We start from the raw sequence: 18372 nt of genomic DNA, 5'->3' as shown, positions 1-18372 counted from the left end.
TGTCCTGATGTCCATCGACCCGCCCCCCAGCGCGCAGCCCGCGCCGTCACCCGCCCCGCCGTCCGCTCAGCCAGTGGGCCAGTCGCCCGGCCTGAACCCCGCCGAGCGGCTCCTGAACCTTGTCATCGCGCTCGTGAACACCAACGCCGCGATGACCAAGCAACAGGTCCGCACCGCGGTGGCCGGGTACGCCGACGCGCCCAGCGGCGAGGCGTTCGAGCGGATGTTCGAGCGGGACAAGGACATGCTCCGGGCTCTTGGCATACCCGTGGTGACGGTCGGGACCGGTGGGCACACCGACGAGCTCGGGTACCGGATCGACCAGGACGCCTACGCCCTGCCCCCGATCGACCTCACCCCCGCCGAGCTCGGCGTGCTGTCGCTCGCCGCCCAGTTCTGGCAGGACAAGACCCTGCAGACGGACATCAACCGCGCCATGGTCAAGCTGCGTGCCGCCGGCGCCGGAGACCCTTCCGTCGACGCCCTGGCCGGCCTCGCACCGTCCGTTCGCGCCGTCGGCGACGCCTACGGCCCCCTCATGGAGGCGATAGAGGCGCGCCGCGCGGTCACGTTCAGCTATCGGGCCGCGTACAACGGCGCGGTGCTGACCAGGCACGTCGAACCCTGGCGCATAGCGGCACGTGACGGCGGCTGGTACCTCATGTGCTTCGACCGCGACCGGCAGGCCCCCCGCGTGTTCCGCATGTCCCGCATCGAGTCCCGCGTACGCATCACCGGCCCCTCCGGCTCCTACGCGATTCCCGACTTCGAGACCGACGTCATGCTCGGCAAGGCCCACGGCGAGGTCCGGGCGGCGGTGGTCGCCGTCCGCCCCGAACGCGCCGGAGCCCTGCGCGCCCGCGCCAAACCGGTACCCGAGGGCGAGCGCGAGGCCTACAGCGAGCGCCTGCCGCGACCTGCCGGTGGCGGGGCCGGGGAACGTGCGGGCGATCACGCAGGGTGGGACATCCTCGAGGTGCCCTACCGGTCCCTGTCCGGCATGGCGTCCGAGGCCGCGGGGTACGGGGCGGCGCTGGTGGTGCTCGAACCCGAACCGGTACGGAACGAGACGCTGCGCAGGCTCACCGCTGCGGCAGCACTGGGCACCGGCTCTGCCGGCACGGGAACACCGATGGGGGCGTCCCGTGGCTGAGCGCGCGGACGACAGGCTGCTGCGCCTGCTGGGCATCGTCGCCTACCTCGACGGCGCGGGGCCGGTGTCCGTGGCCGACCTCGCCAGGCGGTTCGGGACCACGCCCGCACAGATCCAGAAGGACGTCGACGCCCTGTGGGTCTCCGGCACCCCCGGGTACTGGCCCGACGACCTCATCGACTTCGACGCCGCGTCCATCGACCGCGGCGTCGTGCACCTCACCGAGGCGCGCGGCATGACCAGGCCGCTGCGGCTCGGCACCCGGGAGGCCGTCGCGCTGGTCGCCGCGCTGCGCGCCATGAAGGCCACCGGCGCGGTCCAGGCCGACCCCGCCCGGTCCGCCGTCGTCGAGTCGGCGCTGCGCAAGCTCACCGACGCGACCGGCGAGGCAGCGAACGCCGTCGACGTCCGCCTCGCCCCCGGCGGGGACCGGCAGGTCGTGTCCGCGATCACGTCCGCGCTGACCGCCCGCCACCGTCTGCGGATCCGGTACGTGACCTCCTCGGACGTCGTCAGCGAACGGGACGTGGACCCCGTGCGGCTGCACACGCAGGACGAGTTCGCCTACCTCGCCGCCTGGTGCTACCGCGCCGCGGCGCCCCGCACCTTCCGGGTGGACCGCATCCTGGAGGCCACCGAGACCGACGTGCCCGTGCAGGACCACCCGGGCGTGGGGGAGCGTGCGGCCGAGATCGACTTCGCCGCCCTGTTCGCCGGCGGGTCCTCGCCGCTGGCGACCATCCGGTTCGCACCGCGGGCGCGGTGGTTCGCCGAGGAGGTCCCCGTCGAGTCGGTACGCAACCTGCCCGACGGCGACTTCGAGGTCACCCTGCGCGTCACCAACCCGGGCTGGCTGCGCAGCACCCTCATCCAGCTCGCCCCGTACGTGCGGTCCGTCTCGCCCAGTTCCCTGGCCGACGACGTCGCGGGGACCGCCGCCGAGGCGCTGGCCCTCTACCAAACAGGGCAGGAAACAGGGCACGAAACAGACCCGGCGACCCGAGACGCAGCCACATCGCCGAATTCCTACTAGGCTTGGCGACCATGTGGTTCTGGGTATGGACCCTGCTGATCGTAGGCAGCCTCGTCGGAGCGTTCTTTCTCGCTCGCTCTCTCTGGCGGTCGGCAAAGGGTCTGATGGAAGAGCTGGGACGAGCGTCGCGCCGCATCGGCGAGTCGAGCGACCGGCTGCAAGAGCTGTCCGACCGGGCACGCGAGGCCGCGACCACGCGGCACGCCGGCCCCAGCCTGTTCGACGACGTGACGATCCACTACCAGCGCGTCAACGCGCAGCGCACCGCCCGTACCGGGCGCAAGGACGCGCGCCGGGCACGGCACGTCGTGACCTGGCAGAAGTGGAAGCACTTCAACGACTGAACCGGCGGGCAATCAACGCCTCAGGCAACGGCTCAGGCCCAGATCTGCGCCGTTCCAGCGCCGATCCTGCGCGCGTTCACGGCCGCGGCCACCTGCAGTCCACCGGAGGGCTACCTTTGCGCCCCCCGTGTCCGCGTAGGATCGGTCATATCCGCACCACACCGCGTATCGGTACCGCACCGTAAGGAGTCACCATGGGCGTAATGCAGCCGTGGCACTGGATCGTCCTGCTCGTCGTCGTCCTGCTGCTCTTCGGGTCCTCCCGCCTGCCGGGCCTGGCCAAGAGCGTCGGCCAGTCGATGAAGATCTTCAAGAAGGAGGTCAAGGACCTGCGCGAGGACGGCTCCGGGAACGCGAACAGCAACGTTGCTGACGCCCCGGGCGGTACCACCACCTCGAGCCCGAGCTCGACCGCGGGACCGGGCGCGAGCTCGAGCACCGACGACGTACCTGGATTGATCTCCAACAGGGACCGCGACATCCCCAAGGCTTGATCGGTGGCACGCACTGAGCGGCCGTCCGACGGCCGCATGCCTCTGCTCGCGCACCTGCTCGAGCTGCGCAAGAGATTCGTCCTGATAGCGGTCGGCCTCGTGGTCGGCGCCATCGCCGGATGGCTGCTCTACGACCCGCTGCTGGTCCTGCTCCAGCGACCCCTCGTGGTGGCGGAGGAGCTGCGCGGCAACGAGATGACCTTGAACTTCGCCGGTCCGATGGCAGCACTGGACCTGAAGATCAAGTCGTCCCTGTTCCTCGCCGTGTTCCTCACCTGCCCCTGGTGGCTCTACCAGGTGTGGGCGTTCATCACCCCGGGCCTGAACAAGAACGAGAAGAAGTACGCGTACGGGTTCGTCGGTGCCGCGTTCCCGCTGTTCCTCGGCGGCGCGTACATGGCATGGCTCGTGTTCCCGCACGCGATCGAGATCCTGTCCGGGTTCCTGCCGGACGACGCGACGGCGTTCACCAACGCCCAGGAGTACCTGTCGCTCGTGATGCGGCTGCTCATCGCGTTCGGGCTCGCGTTCCTGTCCCCGGTGCTGCTGGTGGGCCTGAACTTCGCGGGCATCCTGACCGGCAAGGCGCTGCTGGCCGGCTGGCGGTGGGCGATCCTCGTCGCGTTCACGTTCGCGGCGATCATCACGCCGACACCGGACGCCATGACGATGATCCTCGTCGCCCTGCCGATCTGCGTGCTCTACTTCGCCGCCGTCGGCGTCGCGCACCTGCACGACAGTCGCGTCGAGAAGCGGCTCGCTGCCGCCGAGCTCTGACCCACAGGCTCTGACCCACGGCCCCGGGTGCTGGCCTGTCGCACCCGGGGCTGTCGGTGAGTGACCGTAGGCTGTGCCCATGAGCGACCTGAGCCCCGCCGAGCGGTACACGGCCTTCCGGTCACAGAGCCGTTCAGCGGCCGAGCACCCCGAGCTGACCCGCTTCCGGGAGGTCATCGGATTCGAGCTCGACGACTTCCAGGTGCAGGCCTGCGAGGCCCTCGAACAAGGCCGCGCCGTGCTCGTGGCGGCCCCCACCGGAGCGGGCAAGACGGTAGTCGGCGAGTTCGCCGTCCACCTGGCTCTGGCCTCGGACCGCAAGGCGTTCTACACCACGCCCATCAAGGCCCTCTCCAACCAGAAGTACGCCGACCTCGTGCGCAGGCACGGGATCGACAACGTCGGTCTGCTCACCGGGGACACCACCATCAACGGCGACGCGCCGATCGTGGTCATGACCACCGAGGTGCTCCGCAACATGCTCTACGCGGGGTCCGCCACCCTGGACGGGCTGGCGTACGTGGTCATGGACGAGGTGCACTACCTCGCCGACCGCTTCCGCGGCCCGGTCTGGGAAGAGGTCATCATCCACCTCTCCGACGACGTGCAGCTCGTCTCCCTGAGCGCGACGGTGTCCAACGCGGAGGAGTTCGGCGACTGGCTCGAGATGGTGCGCGGCGACACCGCCGTCGTCGTCTCCGAACGCCGGCCCGTACCCCTGTGGCAGCACGTCCTCATGTCCTCCCAGGAGCCGCGCGGCAAGCCGCGCCTCCTGGACCTGTACGACGGGCACGTCGACCCGACCGACCCCGGCACCAACCCGCCCATCAACCCCGACCTGTCCGCCGCCTTCCGGTCCGGGCGCGGCGGCAACCGCCCCGGCGACTACCGCGGCGGCCCCGGCGGACGACGCGGCCGGGGCGCGGGTCGGGGACGCGGGTACCGCGGCGGTGACTCACGCCGCAGCGACGACAGCTCAGGGGGCATCGGCCCGAGCCGGCGCACCCCGCCGCGGTTCATCGTCGTCGACGCGCTCAACGCCGACGCCCTGCTGCCCGCGATCTACTTCGTGTTCTCCCGCGCGGGCTGCGAGGCCGCCGTCGACCAGTGCCTCAAGGCCGGGCTGCGGCTGACCACCCCGCAGGAGGAAGCGACCATCCGGTCCATCGTGGAGGAGCGCACCACCGCCCTCCCGCCCGAGGACCTGGACGTGCTCGGCTACTGGGCCTGGTCGCAGGCCCTGGCCCGCGGCGTCGCAGCCCACCACGCCGGCATGCTCCCCGTGTTCAAGGAGACCGTCGAGGAGCTGTTCTCGCGCGGCCTCGTCAAGGTCGTGTTCGCCACCGAGACCCTCGCGCTGGGTATCAACATGCCCGCCCGGTCCGTCGTCCTGGACAAGCTCGTCAAGTGGGACGGCACCAGCCACGTCCCGGTCACACCGGGCGAGTACACGCAGCTCACCGGCCGCGCCGGCCGCCGCGGCATCGACGTCGAGGGCCACGCCGTCGTCGTCGACCACCCCGCCCTTGACCCCGTGGCGCTGGCCGGCCTCGCGTCCAAGCGCCTCTACCCGCTCAAGTCCAGCTTCCGGCCCACGTACAACATGGCCGTCAACCTCGTCGCCCAGGTCGGCCGCGACCGCGCCCGCGAGGTCCTGGAGACCTCCTTCGCGCAGTTCCAGGCCGACCGCGGCGTCGTCGGTCTCGCCAAGCAGGCCCAGGCGCACGCCGAGGCCCTCGACGGGTACGCCAAGGCCATGTCCTGCACCGAAGGTGACTTCGGCGCGTACATGGACCTGCGCCGCGCCATCAAGGACCGCGAGAAGGAGCTGTCGCGCGCCGCGTCCGGCGCCGAACGCGCACAGATCGTGGCCTCCCTGGAGCAGCTGCGCCGCGGCGACGTCGTCGAGGTCCCGACCGGACGACGACGCGGCTACGTCCTCGTGCTCGACCCGGGCGAACCCGGCGGGTTCGACGGGCCGCGTCCCACGGTGCTCACCCAGGAACGCCAGGTCAAGAAGCTGACCCTCGCCGACGCGCCCGCCGGCCTGGAGACCGTCACGACCGTCAAGATCCCCAAGGCGTTCAACCCCCGCAAGCCCGACGCCCGCCGCGACCTCGTCTCCTCCATGCGCAACGCGCTGGGCGCCCTCGCCGACGACGTCCCCTCCGCCCACTCCACCAGCACCCCGCCTGGTCAGCGGACCGGCGCCGCCGCACGCGGGGGCAGGTCCCCGGTCGGACGACGGTCCGACGCCGCGACCGACGCCGAGCTCGCCCGGCTGCGCAAGGCCCTCAAGGCGCACCCGTGCCACGCCTGCCCCGAACGCGACGACCACGCGCGGTGGGCGGAACGCTGGAACAAGCTCAAGCGGGAGCACGACCAGCTCGTGCGCCGCGTCGAGGGCCGCACCGGTTCCATCGCTCGCACGTTCGACCGCACCCTCGACGTGCTGCTGACCCTCGGCTACCTGCAGCGCACCGACGCCCGCACCGACGCAGGCACCGGCCTGCAGGAGTCCGGCAGGATCCGGGTCACCGACGACGGCCGCTGGCTGCGCCGCCTCTACGCCGAGAACGACCTGCTCCTGGCCGAGTGCCTGCGCCGCGGGGCGTGGGACGGCCTCGACCCGGCAGGCCTGGCCGCCGTCGTCTCCACCGTCGTGTACCAGTCACGGCGCGACGACGCCCCCGACCCGTACATCCCCGGCGGCCCCACCGGGCGCCTGGCCGCCGTGCTGGACGAGACCCAGCGGGTCTGGTCCGAGGTCGACGACCTCGAGGAGGCGCACGGCATCGAGGCCACCGGCGCGCTCGACCTCGGGCTGGTCGGCGCGATGCACCGGTGGGCGTCCGGCAAGAACCTGGACAGCGTGCTGCGCGGCTCCGACCTCGCCGCCGGCGACTTCGTGCGCTGGTGCAAGCAGGTCATCGACGTGCTCGACCAGCTCGCCGGCGCGGCGCCGTCGGACAAGCTGCGCACCACGGCCCGCAAGGCGCAGGACGCGGTGCTGCGCGGGGTGGTGGCGTACTCGAGCCTCTGACCAGCACCTGTCCAGCACTGACCGGTCCCGCATAGCCCCCTGAGGGCCGCGCCGGGCGGGCTGATCGCATACGATTTCCACCGTGAGCCAGCCCGCCCGATCCATCCTGTACCGCAACGGCGTCATCCACTCGTCGGCGGACCCCTTCGCCGAGGCGATCCTCGTCGACGACGGTGTGGTGGCGTGGCTCGGAGCGAACGACACCGCCGCGGGACTCGCCGCCCGCGCGGACCGAGTGATCGACCTGGACGGCGCGCTGGTGACCCCCGGGTTCGTCGACGCGCACGCCCACGTGCTGGAGACCGGCCTGGCGAGCGACGCCGTGGACCTCACGCCCGCCGGGGGAGTGCACTCCCTCGCCGACGCGCTGGCCGCCCTGAACGAGGGCGCCCGGCGGCTGGCCGCCGCCGACCCGTCCGGTGACCAGGTGCTGCTCGCCTTCGGCTGGGACGAGCAGACGTGGCCCGAGCAGCGCACGTTCACCCGGCAGCAGCTCGACGACGCCTGCGGCGGCCGCCCCGTCTACGCGGCACGCGTCGACGTGCACTCGGCGGTGGTCTCCAGCACGATGGCCGCCCGCGCCGGCATCGAACGCGACCCCGCCTGGACCGGCATGGGCATGTCCGGCTCCGGCTGGTCCGACGCCCCCGTCGACACCGGCCTGGTCACCGCCGACCTGCACCACACGGTGCGCGCCGTCGCCCATACGCTCTCCCCCGAACGCCGCACCCGCCTCTACCGCGAGACCCTCGCCGCGTGGGCGGCCCGCGGCATCGTGTCCGTGCACGAGATGAGTGGCGCGCACCTCGACACCCGCGCCGGCCTCACCGAGCTGTACGCCATGACGACGATGAGCGCGCAGGCCGTGGCCGACCCGGACGTGCCCGCCCTGCCACACCTGGTCGCCTACCGCGGCGAGCTCTGCCGCACCACCGACGAGGCCCGCGCGCTCCTCGCCGAGCTGCCGTTCCTCACCGGGATCGGCGGGGACCTCAACGTCGACGGCTCCATCGGGTCCCGCACCGCCGCCCTGCGCAGCCCCTACTCCGACCTGCCGCTGGACCCCTCGTCCGGGTCGTTCGCCGGCGCGCTGACCCACGCCGACGGCAGCCCGTGGACCGGCAACCTGTACCTGTCCGCCGAGCAGATCGCCCACCACCTGGCCGCCGTCCAGGGCGTGGGCATGCAGGGTGCGTTCCACGTCATCGGGGACCGCGCGATGGACACCATGGTCCTCGGGCTCCAGATCGCCGCCCAGCTGACCGGCGACAGCGCCGTACGCGCCGCGCACCACCGCATCGAGCACGGGCTGTTCGTCGACGCGACGACGCTCGCCACACTCCTCGCGCAGGGCGTCGGCCTGTCGGTCCAGCCGGCGTTCGACTCGTCCTTCGGCGGCAGCAAGGGCGTCTACGCGACCCGCCTCGGTCCTCTGCGCGCCGGAGCGCTCATGCCGTTCGCCGACCTCGCCCAGGCCGGGGTGCCGCTCGCGTTCGGGTCCGACACCCCGGTCACCCCCGTGGACCCCTGGCAGGGCGTGCGCGCGGCGACCAGCCACGAGGACCCCGACCAGCGCATCTCCGCCGGTGCCGCGTTCCGCGCCCACACCCGTGGCGGCTGGCGCCTCGCCGGCCTCGACCACACGGGCGCCGGGCAGCTGCGGGTCGGCGCGCCCGCGCACCTCGCCGTCTGGCGGGCCGAACGGCTCGGCGTACAGGCCGCGCCCGGCCGCCTCAGCTCCTGGAGCGAGGAGGCCCGCGCGGGCACGCCCCTGCTGCCCGACCTCGCCCCGGACGCCGTCGCACCGGAATGCCTGCACACGATGCGCGACGGCGTCATCCTCCACGACACGTTCTGACAGACCCGCCCACAACCAGGGGCAAGGGCCGGCGGTAGGCTGCGGGCGTGCGTCCGCCCGAGCCGTCCCGGCTGCTGTCCCTGTTCCTCGCGGTGCCCGGCGGCCTCCTCCTCTGGAGCGCGTTCCCCGACGCCGGAGCGTGGCCCGCCGCCTTTGTCGCCGTCGCCGTCCTGTACTGGTCGCTCGGCCGGGACAGCGCCTGGTGGAACTTCCTGATCGGTCTCCTGTTCGGCCTCGCGTTCTTCCTGCCTCACCTGTGGTGGGCGCACGAGTCGACCGAGACCGCGCCATGGATCGCCATGTCGACGGTGGAGGCCCTGTTCCTCGCGGCGTTCGGCGTCCTGTGGACCTGGGTACCCCGTTCGGCGGGTTCCCCTGGGGCCGCCTCGCGTGGTCGATGGCGGGCACCCCGACCGGGCGCGCCGCCTGGCTGGGCGGCACCGTCGCCGTGAGCCTGCTGGTCGCGTTCGCGGGCGTGCTCCTCGCCCTGGGCGTCGCGGGCCTGGTCCGCGCGGTCCGAGACCGGAGCCAGCACGGCACAGGTTCCGGAAGCCGGCCCTGGCCCGAGGTAGGGCGCCCCTTGGGAGCCCTCGCGCTGGGTCTCGCGGTCGCCGTCGCGCCGCTCGTGCTGCCGCTCGCGACGTCCGCGAGCGCCGGCGTCGTCGAGACGCCGGACGGGAGCGAGGTGTACGACGCGGGGAGTGATCTGGCGGAGGACGGGACGTTGTGGGCGGGTGCGGTCCAGGGGAACGTGGGGGAGCCGGGTCTTGGGGCGTTCGCGAACCGGGCGGAGGTGCTGAACAACCATCTGGAGGGTACGTACACGCTGGCGGAGGACTTCGCGGGTGAGCTGGACGTGGTGCTGTGGCCGGAGAACGGCAGCGATCTGGACCCGCAGACGACGCCGGACGTCGCGCGGGGGCTGGACGCGGCGGCGACGGCGGTGGGGGCGCCGATCCTGGTGGGGGCGCAGGAGTTCCCGGAGTCGGGTGGGCGGTACAACGTGTCGCTGTTGTGGCAGGCGGGCAGCGGTGTGATCGGGCGGTACGCGAAGCAGCATCCTGCGCCGTTCGGTGAGTACATCCCGATGCGGCCGTTCCTGCGGCTGTTGTCGGATCAGGTGGACCGGGTGACGACGGACATGATCGCGGGGGTGAATCCGCCGGTCGTGGAGGTGCCGAGCCGGCTGGGGCAGGGCGGGTACCGGATGGGGACGATCATCTGTTTCGAGGTGGCGTACGACGAGATCGTCCGGGACGCGGTCCTGGAGGGTGCGCAGGTGCTGGTGATCCCGACGAACAATGCGTCGTTCGGGTTCACGGCGGAGTCGACGCAGCAGCTGGCGATGTCGCGGTTGCAGGCGATCACGACGGGCCGGGCGGCGGTGCAGATCTCGACGGTGGGTGTGTCGGGGGTGATCACGCCGGACGGCACGGTGGTGCGGCGTACGGGGTTGTTCACGGCTGACGAGTTCGTGACGCACCTGCCGTTGCGGTCGTCGACCACGCCCGCGGTGGCTGCGGGGTACTGGCCGGGCTGGGTGGTCGGTGGTCTCGCGGTGGCCCTGGTCGTGGCGGGTCTGATCGACGGGCGCAAGCCCCGGCAGGCGTAGGACCCGGGACCCGGTAGGCGCGAGAACGACCGTCGGGTCCGGACCATGTGGTCCGGACCCGACGGTCGTTCAGCTGCTTTCAGGCACTGCTATCAGGTGCTGCTCTGCGACGTTGCGTCAGGCGGAGCGGCGGAGCTTGCCGGCGCGCAGCAGCTCGAGGCGCTCGTCGAGCAGGTCTTCGAGCTCCTTCACCGTGCGGCGCTCCAGGAGCATGTCCCAGTGGGTGCGCTGGGGCTTCGTCGCCTTGGGCTCCGGCTTCTCGGCGTCGCGCAGCAGGGCCTCCTCGCCGCAGCGGCACTCCCAGATCGGGGGTACGTCCGCGTCAGTGGCGAAGGGCAGAATGATGGTGTGGCCGTTGGGGCAGTCGTAGTAGGCCTGGAACCGAGGGGCGAAGTCAACGCCCTCGTCGGACTCCATGCTCTTACTACCGATGCTCATACCGCGCAGGGACCGGTCGGGCACGATGTCCTCCAGAGGGTTGTCGGGATTGGTGGCGGAAAAAGGTCCGTAGTGCCAACGCGGGGACCCTCTGTGATGTTCCAGCCGTTCCAGCCGTCTATTTTCCAGCCGTCTGATCAGGCTACGCGTCGGAGGTGCGCCCGCAAGCGCACTCCGGGCAAACTGGGCGCTGATGTGCCCGATCTCACGTGCGTCCCGGCCGGTGGGAGCAGGCTCGGTGGGAACAATCGACATTAGCAGCAGGTTGAGGCCGACGTGCATGCATCTGCATGGACATCTGGAAGAGCAGCAGCTCAGCAGCACGGACCAGCAGCACACGACCTTGGGAGCGCGGCATCATGCAGTTCGGGATCTTCAGTGTCAGCGACGTGACGACGGACCCGACCACGGGGCACACCCCTGACGACACCGAACGCGTCCGGGCGATGCTCACCATCGCCAAGCACGCCGACGAGGCGGGTCTGGACGTCTTCGCCACGGGTGAGCACCACAACCCGCCGTTCGTGGCCTCCAGCCCGACGACGATGCTCGGCTACCTGGCCGGCGTCACCAAGAACATCACGCTGTCCACGGCGACCACGCTGATCACCACCAACGACCCGGTGCGCATCGCCGAGGAGTACGCGATGCTCCAGGTCATCTCCGACGGCCGCATGGACCTCATGATGGGTCGCGGCAACACCGGTCCGGTGTACCCGTGGTTCGGGCAGGACATCCGGCAGGGCATCCCGCTCGCCATCGAGAACTACGCGCTCGTGCGGCGCCTGTGGACCGAGGACGTCGTGGACTGGGAGGGCAAGTTCCGCACCCCGCTGCAGGGTTTCACCGCCACACCCCGGCCGCTGGACGGCGTGCCGCCCTTCGTGTGGCACGGCTCGATCCGCAGCCCCGAGATCGCCGAACAGGCCGCCTACTACGGCGACGGGTTCCTGCACAACAACATCTTCTGGCCCATGAGCCACACCAAGCAGATGGTCGCGTTCTACCGCCAGCGGTTCGAGCACTACGGCCACGGCCGCGCCGACCAGGCGATAGTGGGCCTCGGCGGGCAGGCGTTCATGCGCAAGAACAGCCAGGCGGCCTGGGACGAGTTCCGGCCCTACTTCGACAACGCGCCCGTCTACGGCCACGGCCCCTCCATGGAGGACTTCACGCGGGACACGCCGCTGACCGTCGGGTCGCCGCAGCAGGTCATCGACCGGTACGGCTCGTTCATCGACGACGTCGGCTACTACCAGCGCCAGCTGTTCCTCGTCGACCACGCGGGCCTGCCGCTCAAGACGGTCCTCGAGCAGATCGACCTGCTGGCCTCCGACGTCGTGCCCGAGCTGCGGAAGATCGCCGACGCCAAGCGCCCGGCCGACGTGCCGGCGAACCCGCCCACGCACACCGAGCGGGTCGCCGCGGCGCGCGCGAAGAACGCGGCGGGCGCCACCCATGTCGGCGACGGCGGGGACGAGTACACCGGCAAGCTGGCCGAGGAGGCGCTGTCATGACCGACTTCGAGAGCAAGCTCGAGATCAAGTTCGAGACCGAGACTGCCGGGGCCGAGGAGCGGGACCACCGCACCGTCGCCGTCGTGCACGCCGGGCTGGGACAGCCGTCGTCCACGCGCCTGCTGGCGGACCGCCTCGCGGACGCCACGGTGCGCGAGCTCGAGGCCCTCGGCCAGGACGTGACCGTAGAGGTCGTCGAGCTGCGCGACCACGGTCACGCGATCATCGACGCGATGCTCACCGGCTTCCCCACCGGCGACCTCGCCCGCGCCATCGAGACGATCACGCAGGCCGACGCCGTCATCGCCGTCACCCCGCTGTTCACCACCACCTACTCGGGGCTGTTCAAGTCCTTCGTCGACATCCTCGACAAGGAAGCCCTCACGGGCATGCCGGTGCTGCTCGGCGCGACGGGCGGCACACCGCGCCACTCGCTCGCGCTCGAGTACTCGCTGCGGCCGCTGTTCACCTACCTGCGGGCCGACGTCGTCACGACGTCGGTCTTCGCGGCCACCGACGACTGGGCGCAGGCCGCAGGCACCGGGCACGACGACGGGGGCAGCTCCCTGCCGCAGCGCATCGAACGGGCCGGCCGGTCCCTCGCGACCCTCGTGTTCTCCCGCGGGGAGCACGCCAAGCCCGCCGACCCGTTCGCGAGCACCCCGAGCTTCCTGGACATGCTGGGCGGCGACCGCGGTAGCAACTAGGCAGCGACCAGGTGGTGACCGGGCAGCGATCAGGCGTCGACCGGGCAGCAGCCCTGGTCGGGGAGTCACGCCCGGGGCTTGCATGCCCCGGGCCGGGCGGGGAACATATGGGACAGCGGTCGCCGCTGGTCGTGGCCGGAACGATGGGTGAGGGAGCTGTCATGGCGGACGGTACGGAGAATCAGGCCTCGGACGGTTCGAGCGCCGACAGCCCTCAGGGATCGCACGCCCCCTACCTGGAGGCCGACACCGGACGCGTCGCCCGCATAGTGGCGGCGCTGCGCAAGGCCCACGCGGAGCAGGCGGCTGCCAGCTCGACCGCCAGTTCCGCCGTCGGCGCGATCGCTCACTCCACTGCTGTCGCGGCTGCCGTCCCGTCTGCCGGTACCACCACGGACACAGGTACGGATACAGGTACGGTCACCGCCGAGCCGTACGATGCGCCCGCACCCCGCCGGGAGACCAGCGGTGTGAAGCCCACCAGGCCGCCCGTACCCACGCTCCGCTGGAACCCCGGCGCCCGCTACCGTGCATCGCGCCTCGCGGACCACCCCGTGGCGAATGCGCCACAGGGCACGTCGGTGCAGGTCACGTCGGTGCAGGCACCCCCGGCAGCGGCACCGGTACCTGGCCCTCCGGCACCGGTCCCCGCCCCGCCCGGCCCTCCGGCACTTCCGGCCGCCGGGCCGGTCCCGGCGCCCCCAGCACTCGCAGGGCGCCTCTTCCGCGGGCCCGCGCGGCGCACCGCCGTCTTCGAACGCGAGATCTGGCACCCCGTCAGTCGGTCGTACCACGTGCCGCGTGACGTCAGCGAGGCGCTCGTCACCGCGGTGGAGCGTTACCGCAAGGGCTCCATCTCGACGTCGGGCCTGGTCCGCGCGATCGGCAGGGCGCACGCCGCCTGACCGGGTTCAGCCCACCGGATCGGGCTGGTCCTCGGCGTGCCCGTCACTTTTCCGCATCGCGGCAATCTCCCTCGCTCCGTAGTCGTTGTTCGCCCCCGTGAGCCCTTGTCCCGTGTTCGTACTGCGGAGGAACATTCGTTGCACGAACGAGCGCGCGGCATGGGCTCGTGAACCGAGTGCACCAGGCGCCGCGTCCTGTCCCTCTCTCCAACGAGAGGCGCCGAACGAGGCACCTGGCGGCCAGGACGAGGGAGGCAGCACCAGCGATGCGACGGCAGGTGATGGCAACCCTCGGCGTGATCAGCGTGATCGGGCTCCTCGGTGGCTGCATGAGCGACCAGGCAGCCGCGAGCTTCACCGCACCCGAGGACTACGAGACGGTCGAGCAGCTCGTCGCGGACGCCGACGTCGTGGCAGTCGTGCAGGCGGGCGACTCGGCGGTCGACGTCGTCGACAGGGTGCCGTACACCCGCACCGAGCTGAGGCTGCGCAAGGTGCTGCTGGGCGTGGTCTCGAAGAATGCCCACCTCGCCGTCACCCAGGTCGGGTCAGCGGAGTCGCCACCCGGAGCCGGGCTGGCCGCCATCCTGCGGGACGGCCACGAGTACGTAGTCGTGCTGCACCGCACCGGGGCGGGGGAGTTCGAGATCGTCGGCCCCGGCGTCTGGCGCGCCGACACGCTGGGTACGAGCCTGACCCTGCACGCGTCGATGCTGCCCTGCGTCCCTGCGGCCATCCCGCACGTAACCACGCCGTGGGCCCTCGAGGTGGAGCTCGGCGAGGCCGAGGAGTCTCTCGGCACGAGCGTGATCGGCAGCTACTGACCTTCCCTACTGCTGAGCCTGCCCGCTCCGCCTGAGCCAGACTGGGCGTATGACGCGCAGCCTCGTGCTCACCGCGGACGACGCGGGCACCGACCCCGACGCCGACCGCGAGATCGCCGCCCTGCTGGCCGGCTCGCCGCTGACGGCGGTCGGCGTCATCACGGCACACGTCGAGGGCGATCCGCCCGAGGACCTCGAGAACCCGGGCGCGGCACGTGCCGTGGAGGTGCTCTCCCGCGCGGCCCCCGACGTCGCACCCGGTGTGCACGTCGTGCTTCCGACGCCCGCGCCAGAGGGCGGCTTCGACGACGTCGCCGACCGGGTCACCGGCCAGATCGACGCCCTGGCCCGGGCCACGTCCGCCGTCGGCTCGCCACCGCCCGACCGCCTCGACTCCCACCAGGGCACGCTTTACGGGCTGCTGGGCCGCTCCTACCTCGCCGAGGCGATAGCGGTGTGCGCACGGCGCGGCCTGGCCTTCCGCCTGCCCCGCGGCCTGGAGCTGTACGGGGACGACGACCCCCTGCTGGCCACGGCCGTCGTGCGGGAGCGGCACGCGAGCGCCGTGGCTGCGGCCGACGCCGCAGGGGTGCGCCTGCCGCGGGCCATCGCCACGCACCGGGGCGGCGACGCGGAAGCCCGCGACTACGCGACGCTGCGTGACCACTATCTGCGGCTGCTGGAGCGGCTGCCCGAGGGGACCAGCGAGATCTTTCTGCATCCGGCTCCGGACACGCCGCGCCTGCGGGAGCTGTCCGCGGGGTGGTGGCGCAAGCGGACGTGGGAGCTGCGACTGCTGGGCGATCCGGTTTTCATCCGGGAGATCGAGCGGCAGGGCATCGACCTGGTTGCCGCGTGGTGAGTAGGCTCGCCGACGTGGACGCCGAGCCTGCAAGGACGTCGCCGATGCGCTACGGCATCGGCATGTTCGGCACCTCGCTGCCGATCAACCTCGTCAAGGGCTCGATGCTCTACGTGTACGTGGAGCTGCTCGGCCTGGACGCCGTCGTCTACGCGGCCGTGTACGCGGTCTACGGGGTGCTCGACGCGCTGGACAACCCGCTGTTCGGGTACCTGTCGGACCGGACGCGGTCGCGGTGGGGGCGGCGCCGGCCGTACCTGGTGACCGGCGCGCTGGTGCTGGCGGTCACGACCGTCGCGCTGTTCTCCGTCCCGGGACCGGTGGCCGACTCCGCGGTGGGGCTCGCGGTGTGGTTCGCGGTGTTCGCGATCACCACCGAGATGGCCGACTCCCTGATCAACGCGAGCTACGGTGCGCTGCTGCCCGAGCTGTTCACGCACGAGCGGCGGCGGGCGACGGCGAACGCCGTGCGGCAGGGCGCCCAGCTCATCGCGCTCGTGATCGCGCTGGCGCTGACGCCCGTCCTGGCGCGGAACGTGCTGGGCACCGAGGGTTCGACGGTCGGCTACGGGCGCCTGGCGGTGATCTTCGCGGTCGTGGCGGCGGCCGTGATCCTGTGGACGGCGTTCGGTGTGCGGGAGGACCCCGCGCTCGACGCGGAGCCGAAGCCGCTGTTCTTCCGGTCGGTCCGGCAGATCTTGTCGACGTCGCACTTCTGGACGGTCGGGATCGTGAACGCCTGCTACGGCTCCGCGATGGCGCTGGTCCTCGGTGGCCTGCAGCTGTACGTGCACCACACGCTGAATGGCTCGGCACTGGACGCGAGCATCCTGCAGCTGGTCGTGATCGTGGTGGCGATCGGGATGCTGAGCGTGTGGGCCGCCGTCGTGCGGCGCAAGGGGGCCGCGTGGACCTGGCGGCTCGCGCTGCCGGTGGCGGCCGTCGGCTTCGTGCCGATGTACTTCGCGACAGACCTGCTCACGGGAATCCTGGCCGGGCTCGCGGTCGCCGTCGGCTACTCGGGGGTGCTTGCGACGAACGACCTGGTGATCGCCCGGGTGCTCGACGCCGACGCCGCCCGCCACGGCACACACCGCAGCGGCCTCTTCCTGGCGTCGTTCGGGGTGCTGGGCCGGCTCAACGGACTGGTGACGGCCGGGGCGCTGGCATCGCTGGCGCTGTGGTTCGGCTACCGCTCCGGTGCGGACCCTGGGCCCGACCCGGGGCAGGCGTTCCGCGTCTACCTGTCGCTGTACCCGTTCGCGCTGCTCGTGATCGGTACGACGGTGTCGCGGTTCATCAGGCTGCCGGCCGCTCCGGAGGAGACCGGCTTGCCGGAGCCTGGACCGGAGGAGACGGGCTCGCCGTACGGTCCGGAGCCGGTCAGGCGCTGATCGCCAGGAGCGTGCGGTCGGGGGCCTCCAGCCGGTACGGCCCGGGCTCGGACGGCGCAGGGAAGACCACCCGGTCGCCGCGCACGCGACGCCGTCGGCCCGTCACGTCCACCAGCACCGTGCCGTCCGCGTCGACGGCCACCAGATCGCCGCCCACCCGCACGAGCACGGGCTCGCCCGGCCCGGGGAAGCGGCTGATAGCGGTCCGCCCTTGCCGGACGGCGTCCAGGATCGCCTCCGGCGTGCGGTCCTCGGCGGCGACCCACGTGGTGGGCGTGCCGGGCGGAAAACCCTGGTCGGGTGTGTGGAAGTCGCTGCCGCCCAGCAGGATGGGCCGGCCGGCCGACGCCCGCAGGTAGGCCCACGGTCCCGTCGCCGTCAGGTCGAGGAACCACGAGATGTGCCACAGCTCGAGAAACCCCGTCTGCACGGGATGGAGCCACCCGCAGTCGTCCTGTACCGGATGGTTCACGGACAGCAGGCCGCCGCGCTCCTCGACGTCGGACAGCCACTGCGCCGCCGGACGCCGGAAGTCCACCCAGCCGATGTCGCCGAACGCGTTCGCATGGCCCGCATGCGTGGTCACCTCCTGCCCCGGCAGGAGGCATACGTCGTACGCGGCGCCCACACCCGGCAGATGCGCGTGGTGGGAGACGGTGTTGTGGTCGGTCACCGCGAGGAAGTCCAGGCCCCGGCCCGCTGCGGCCGCCGTGAGCTGCGCGATGCTCAGCGTCCCGTCCGAGTGCGTGGTGTGCGCGTGCAGGTCGCCCGCGAACCAGGTCAGGCCGTCCGGCGCGGGCAGGTCCCGCCCCAGGCGGGTGCGGCTGGTCCCTGCCCTGGATTCAGCCCCGCTGCCCGATGGCGGGGGTGGGGCGGGCGGCTCGTCCTCGACCACGCCGGCGTCGACCCCTGTGGCGATCGTGACGGTGACGTCGACGGGTTCGGCCGGCAGCCCGTGCAGACCGAGGACCACCGCCCACCGGCCGGGAACCAGCTCGCCGGGCTCGTACCCGGGAGTCGCGGCACCTGGCGTGATCACGAAGCGGGACCGGGCGCCGCCCGACCACCCGCGCCAGCGTTCCGGGTCGCGGCAGCCCAGGTCGATCACCGCGGCGTCCCGGTCGTAGGCGAGGGTGACCTCGAGTGCGCCGGCAGCGCGTCCCGCCGGGATCTCGAACGGCACCTCGAGGTACCGGTTCTCGATCTGGTCGTCGATCGACAGCCGCAGGCGGCGCTCCTCGCTGGTCACACAGCGAGCGTAGGGCGTCCGCGACGGCTCGGAGCCGAGCACGAGCGGTGTGCCGGTCCTGCGGCCCTGACTCGACGTACCTGGTACGTCGTCGATCATGACCCGCTCCTTCCGTTGGTGGTGCTCGTGGTGGTGCTCGTGGTGGTTCCTGTGGTGGGTGCG

Annotated in this window: 17 protein-coding genes; 15 read left to right on the top strand and 2 right to left on the bottom strand. The window is 71.9% G+C overall.

Going from position 1 to position 18372, the window contains the following annotated elements:
• Positions 1-7: 7 nt before the first annotated feature.
• The 9 genes from AB0F70_RS26140 to lnt all read left to right on the top strand — a co-directional run bounded on the left by AB0F70_RS26140 (position 8) and on the right by lnt (position 10314).
• Entirely contained in the window at positions 8-1153 is a 1146-nt protein-coding gene (locus AB0F70_RS26140) for a WYL domain-containing protein (protein ID WP_357455770.1), read from the top strand.
• Positions 1146-2186: a WYL domain-containing protein gene (locus tag AB0F70_RS26135; RefSeq protein WP_357455767.1), complete on the top strand. Its 1041-nt coding sequence runs from the start codon at positions 1146-1148 to the stop codon at positions 2184-2186. The genes AB0F70_RS26140 and AB0F70_RS26135 overlap by 8 nt, the downstream gene beginning before the upstream one ends.
• Before the next feature lie 104 nt (positions 2187-2290).
• Positions 2291-2530: a hypothetical protein gene (locus tag AB0F70_RS26130; RefSeq protein ID WP_357455763.1), complete on the top strand. Its 240-nt coding sequence runs from the start codon at positions 2291-2293 to the stop codon at positions 2528-2530.
• A 194-nt stretch (positions 2531-2724) separates the two neighbouring features.
• On the top strand, positions 2725-3024 hold the full coding sequence (tatA, locus tag AB0F70_RS26125; RefSeq protein ID WP_357455760.1) for a Sec-independent protein translocase subunit TatA: 300 nt from the start codon (positions 2725-2727) through the stop codon (positions 3022-3024).
• Between the two features lie 3 nt (positions 3025-3027).
• Entirely contained in the window at positions 3028-3801 is a 774-nt protein-coding gene (gene tatC, locus AB0F70_RS26120; protein ID WP_357455756.1) for a twin-arginine translocase subunit TatC, read from the top strand.
• Positions 3802-3880: 79 nt separating this feature from the next.
• Complete coding sequence (locus AB0F70_RS26115) at positions 3881-6844, top strand: DEAD/DEAH box helicase (protein WP_357455753.1); 2964 nt, start codon at positions 3881-3883, stop codon at positions 6842-6844.
• An 82-nt stretch (positions 6845-6926) separates the two neighbouring features.
• Positions 6927-8702: an amidohydrolase family protein gene (locus tag AB0F70_RS26110; RefSeq protein ID WP_357455749.1), complete on the top strand. Its 1776-nt coding sequence runs from the start codon at positions 6927-6929 to the stop codon at positions 8700-8702.
• 47 nt (positions 8703-8749) lie between these two features.
• Positions 8750-9154 (top strand): hypothetical protein, encoded by a 405-nt coding sequence (locus AB0F70_RS26105; RefSeq protein WP_357455746.1) that lies wholly within the window; start codon positions 8750-8752, stop codon positions 9152-9154.
• On the top strand, positions 9100-10314 hold the full coding sequence (gene lnt / locus AB0F70_RS26100; protein ID WP_357455743.1) for an apolipoprotein N-acyltransferase: 1215 nt from the start codon (positions 9100-9102) through the stop codon (positions 10312-10314). Before AB0F70_RS26105 ends, lnt begins: the two co-directional genes overlap by 55 nt.
• Positions 10315-10431: 117 nt before the next feature.
• Here the strand turns inward: lnt and AB0F70_RS26095 are convergent, their stop codons facing one another.
• Complete coding sequence (locus AB0F70_RS26095; protein ID WP_026365682.1) at positions 10432-10776, bottom strand: RNA polymerase-binding protein RbpA; 345 nt, start codon at positions 10774-10776, stop codon at positions 10432-10434.
• A gap of 335 nt (positions 10777-11111) precedes the next feature.
• Here AB0F70_RS26095 and AB0F70_RS26090 point away from each other — a divergent pair, with 335 nt between their 5' ends.
• From AB0F70_RS26090 to AB0F70_RS26065, 6 genes are all read left to right on the top strand, one after another.
• Positions 11112-12269 (top strand): LLM class flavin-dependent oxidoreductase, encoded by a 1158-nt coding sequence (locus AB0F70_RS26090; protein ID WP_357455738.1) that lies wholly within the window; start codon positions 11112-11114, stop codon positions 12267-12269.
• Positions 12266-12976, top strand: a complete 711-nt coding sequence (locus tag AB0F70_RS26085; protein ID WP_357455736.1) for an FMN reductase — start codon at positions 12266-12268, stop codon at positions 12974-12976. Before AB0F70_RS26090 ends, AB0F70_RS26085 begins: the two co-directional genes overlap by 4 nt.
• Before the next feature lie 161 nt (positions 12977-13137).
• Complete coding sequence (locus tag AB0F70_RS26080; protein ID WP_357455733.1) at positions 13138-13881, top strand: hypothetical protein; 744 nt, start codon at positions 13138-13140, stop codon at positions 13879-13881.
• A 266-nt stretch (positions 13882-14147) separates the two neighbouring features.
• On the top strand, positions 14148-14705 hold the full coding sequence (locus AB0F70_RS26075; RefSeq protein WP_357455730.1) for a hypothetical protein: 558 nt from the start codon (positions 14148-14150) through the stop codon (positions 14703-14705).
• A 49-nt stretch (positions 14706-14754) separates the two neighbouring features.
• Positions 14755-15567, top strand: coding sequence for a ChbG/HpnK family deacetylase (locus AB0F70_RS26070; protein ID WP_357455727.1), 813 nt, complete (start codon positions 14755-14757; stop codon positions 15565-15567).
• Positions 15568-15581: 14 nt separating this feature from the next.
• Complete coding sequence (locus AB0F70_RS26065; protein WP_357455723.1) at positions 15582-16961, top strand: MFS transporter; 1380 nt, start codon at positions 15582-15584, stop codon at positions 16959-16961.
• Here AB0F70_RS26065 and AB0F70_RS26060 read toward each other — a convergent pair.
• Positions 16951-18372: CehA/McbA family metallohydrolase (locus tag AB0F70_RS26060; protein WP_357455720.1), on the bottom strand; the 1422-nt coding region annotated here is incomplete at its 5' end. The genes AB0F70_RS26065 and AB0F70_RS26060 overlap by 11 nt on opposite strands.

Origin of the sequence: Promicromonospora sp. NPDC023805 (assembly GCF_040639635.1) — a bacterium.
Classification (GTDB): Bacteria; Actinomycetota; Actinomycetes; order Actinomycetales; family Cellulomonadaceae; genus Promicromonospora.
Note: the sequence above shows the minus strand (reverse complement) of the source record. Positions and strands in the feature narration are given on the sequence as shown.

Bases quoted from the DNA above. Each gene is read 5' to 3' on its own strand.
- AB0F70_RS26085 (WP_357455736.1), top strand. From the start codon at position 12,266: ATGACCGACTTCGAGAGCAAGCTCGAGATCAAGTTCGAGACCGAGACT.
- lnt (WP_357455743.1), top strand. From the start codon at position 9,100: ATGGCGGGCACCCCGACCGGGCGCGCCGCCTGGCTGGGCGGCACCGTC.
- tatA (WP_357455760.1), top strand. From the start codon at position 2,725: ATGGGCGTAATGCAGCCGTGGCACTGGATCGTCCTGCTCGTCGTCGTC.
- AB0F70_RS26080 (WP_357455733.1), top strand. From the start codon at position 13,138: ATGGCGGACGGTACGGAGAATCAGGCCTCGGACGGTTCGAGCGCCGAC.
- AB0F70_RS26090 (WP_357455738.1), top strand. From the start codon at position 11,112: ATGCAGTTCGGGATCTTCAGTGTCAGCGACGTGACGACGGACCCGACC.
- AB0F70_RS26130 (WP_357455763.1), top strand. From the start codon at position 2,291: ATGGAAGAGCTGGGACGAGCGTCGCGCCGCATCGGCGAGTCGAGCGAC.
- AB0F70_RS26115 (WP_357455753.1), top strand. From the start codon at position 3,881: ATGAGCGACCTGAGCCCCGCCGAGCGGTACACGGCCTTCCGGTCACAG.
- AB0F70_RS26075 (WP_357455730.1), top strand. From the start codon at position 14,148: ATGCGACGGCAGGTGATGGCAACCCTCGGCGTGATCAGCGTGATCGGG.
- AB0F70_RS26070 (WP_357455727.1), top strand. From the start codon at position 14,755: ATGACGCGCAGCCTCGTGCTCACCGCGGACGACGCGGGCACCGACCCC.
- AB0F70_RS26140 (WP_357455770.1), top strand. From the start codon at position 8: ATGTCCATCGACCCGCCCCCCAGCGCGCAGCCCGCGCCGTCACCCGCC.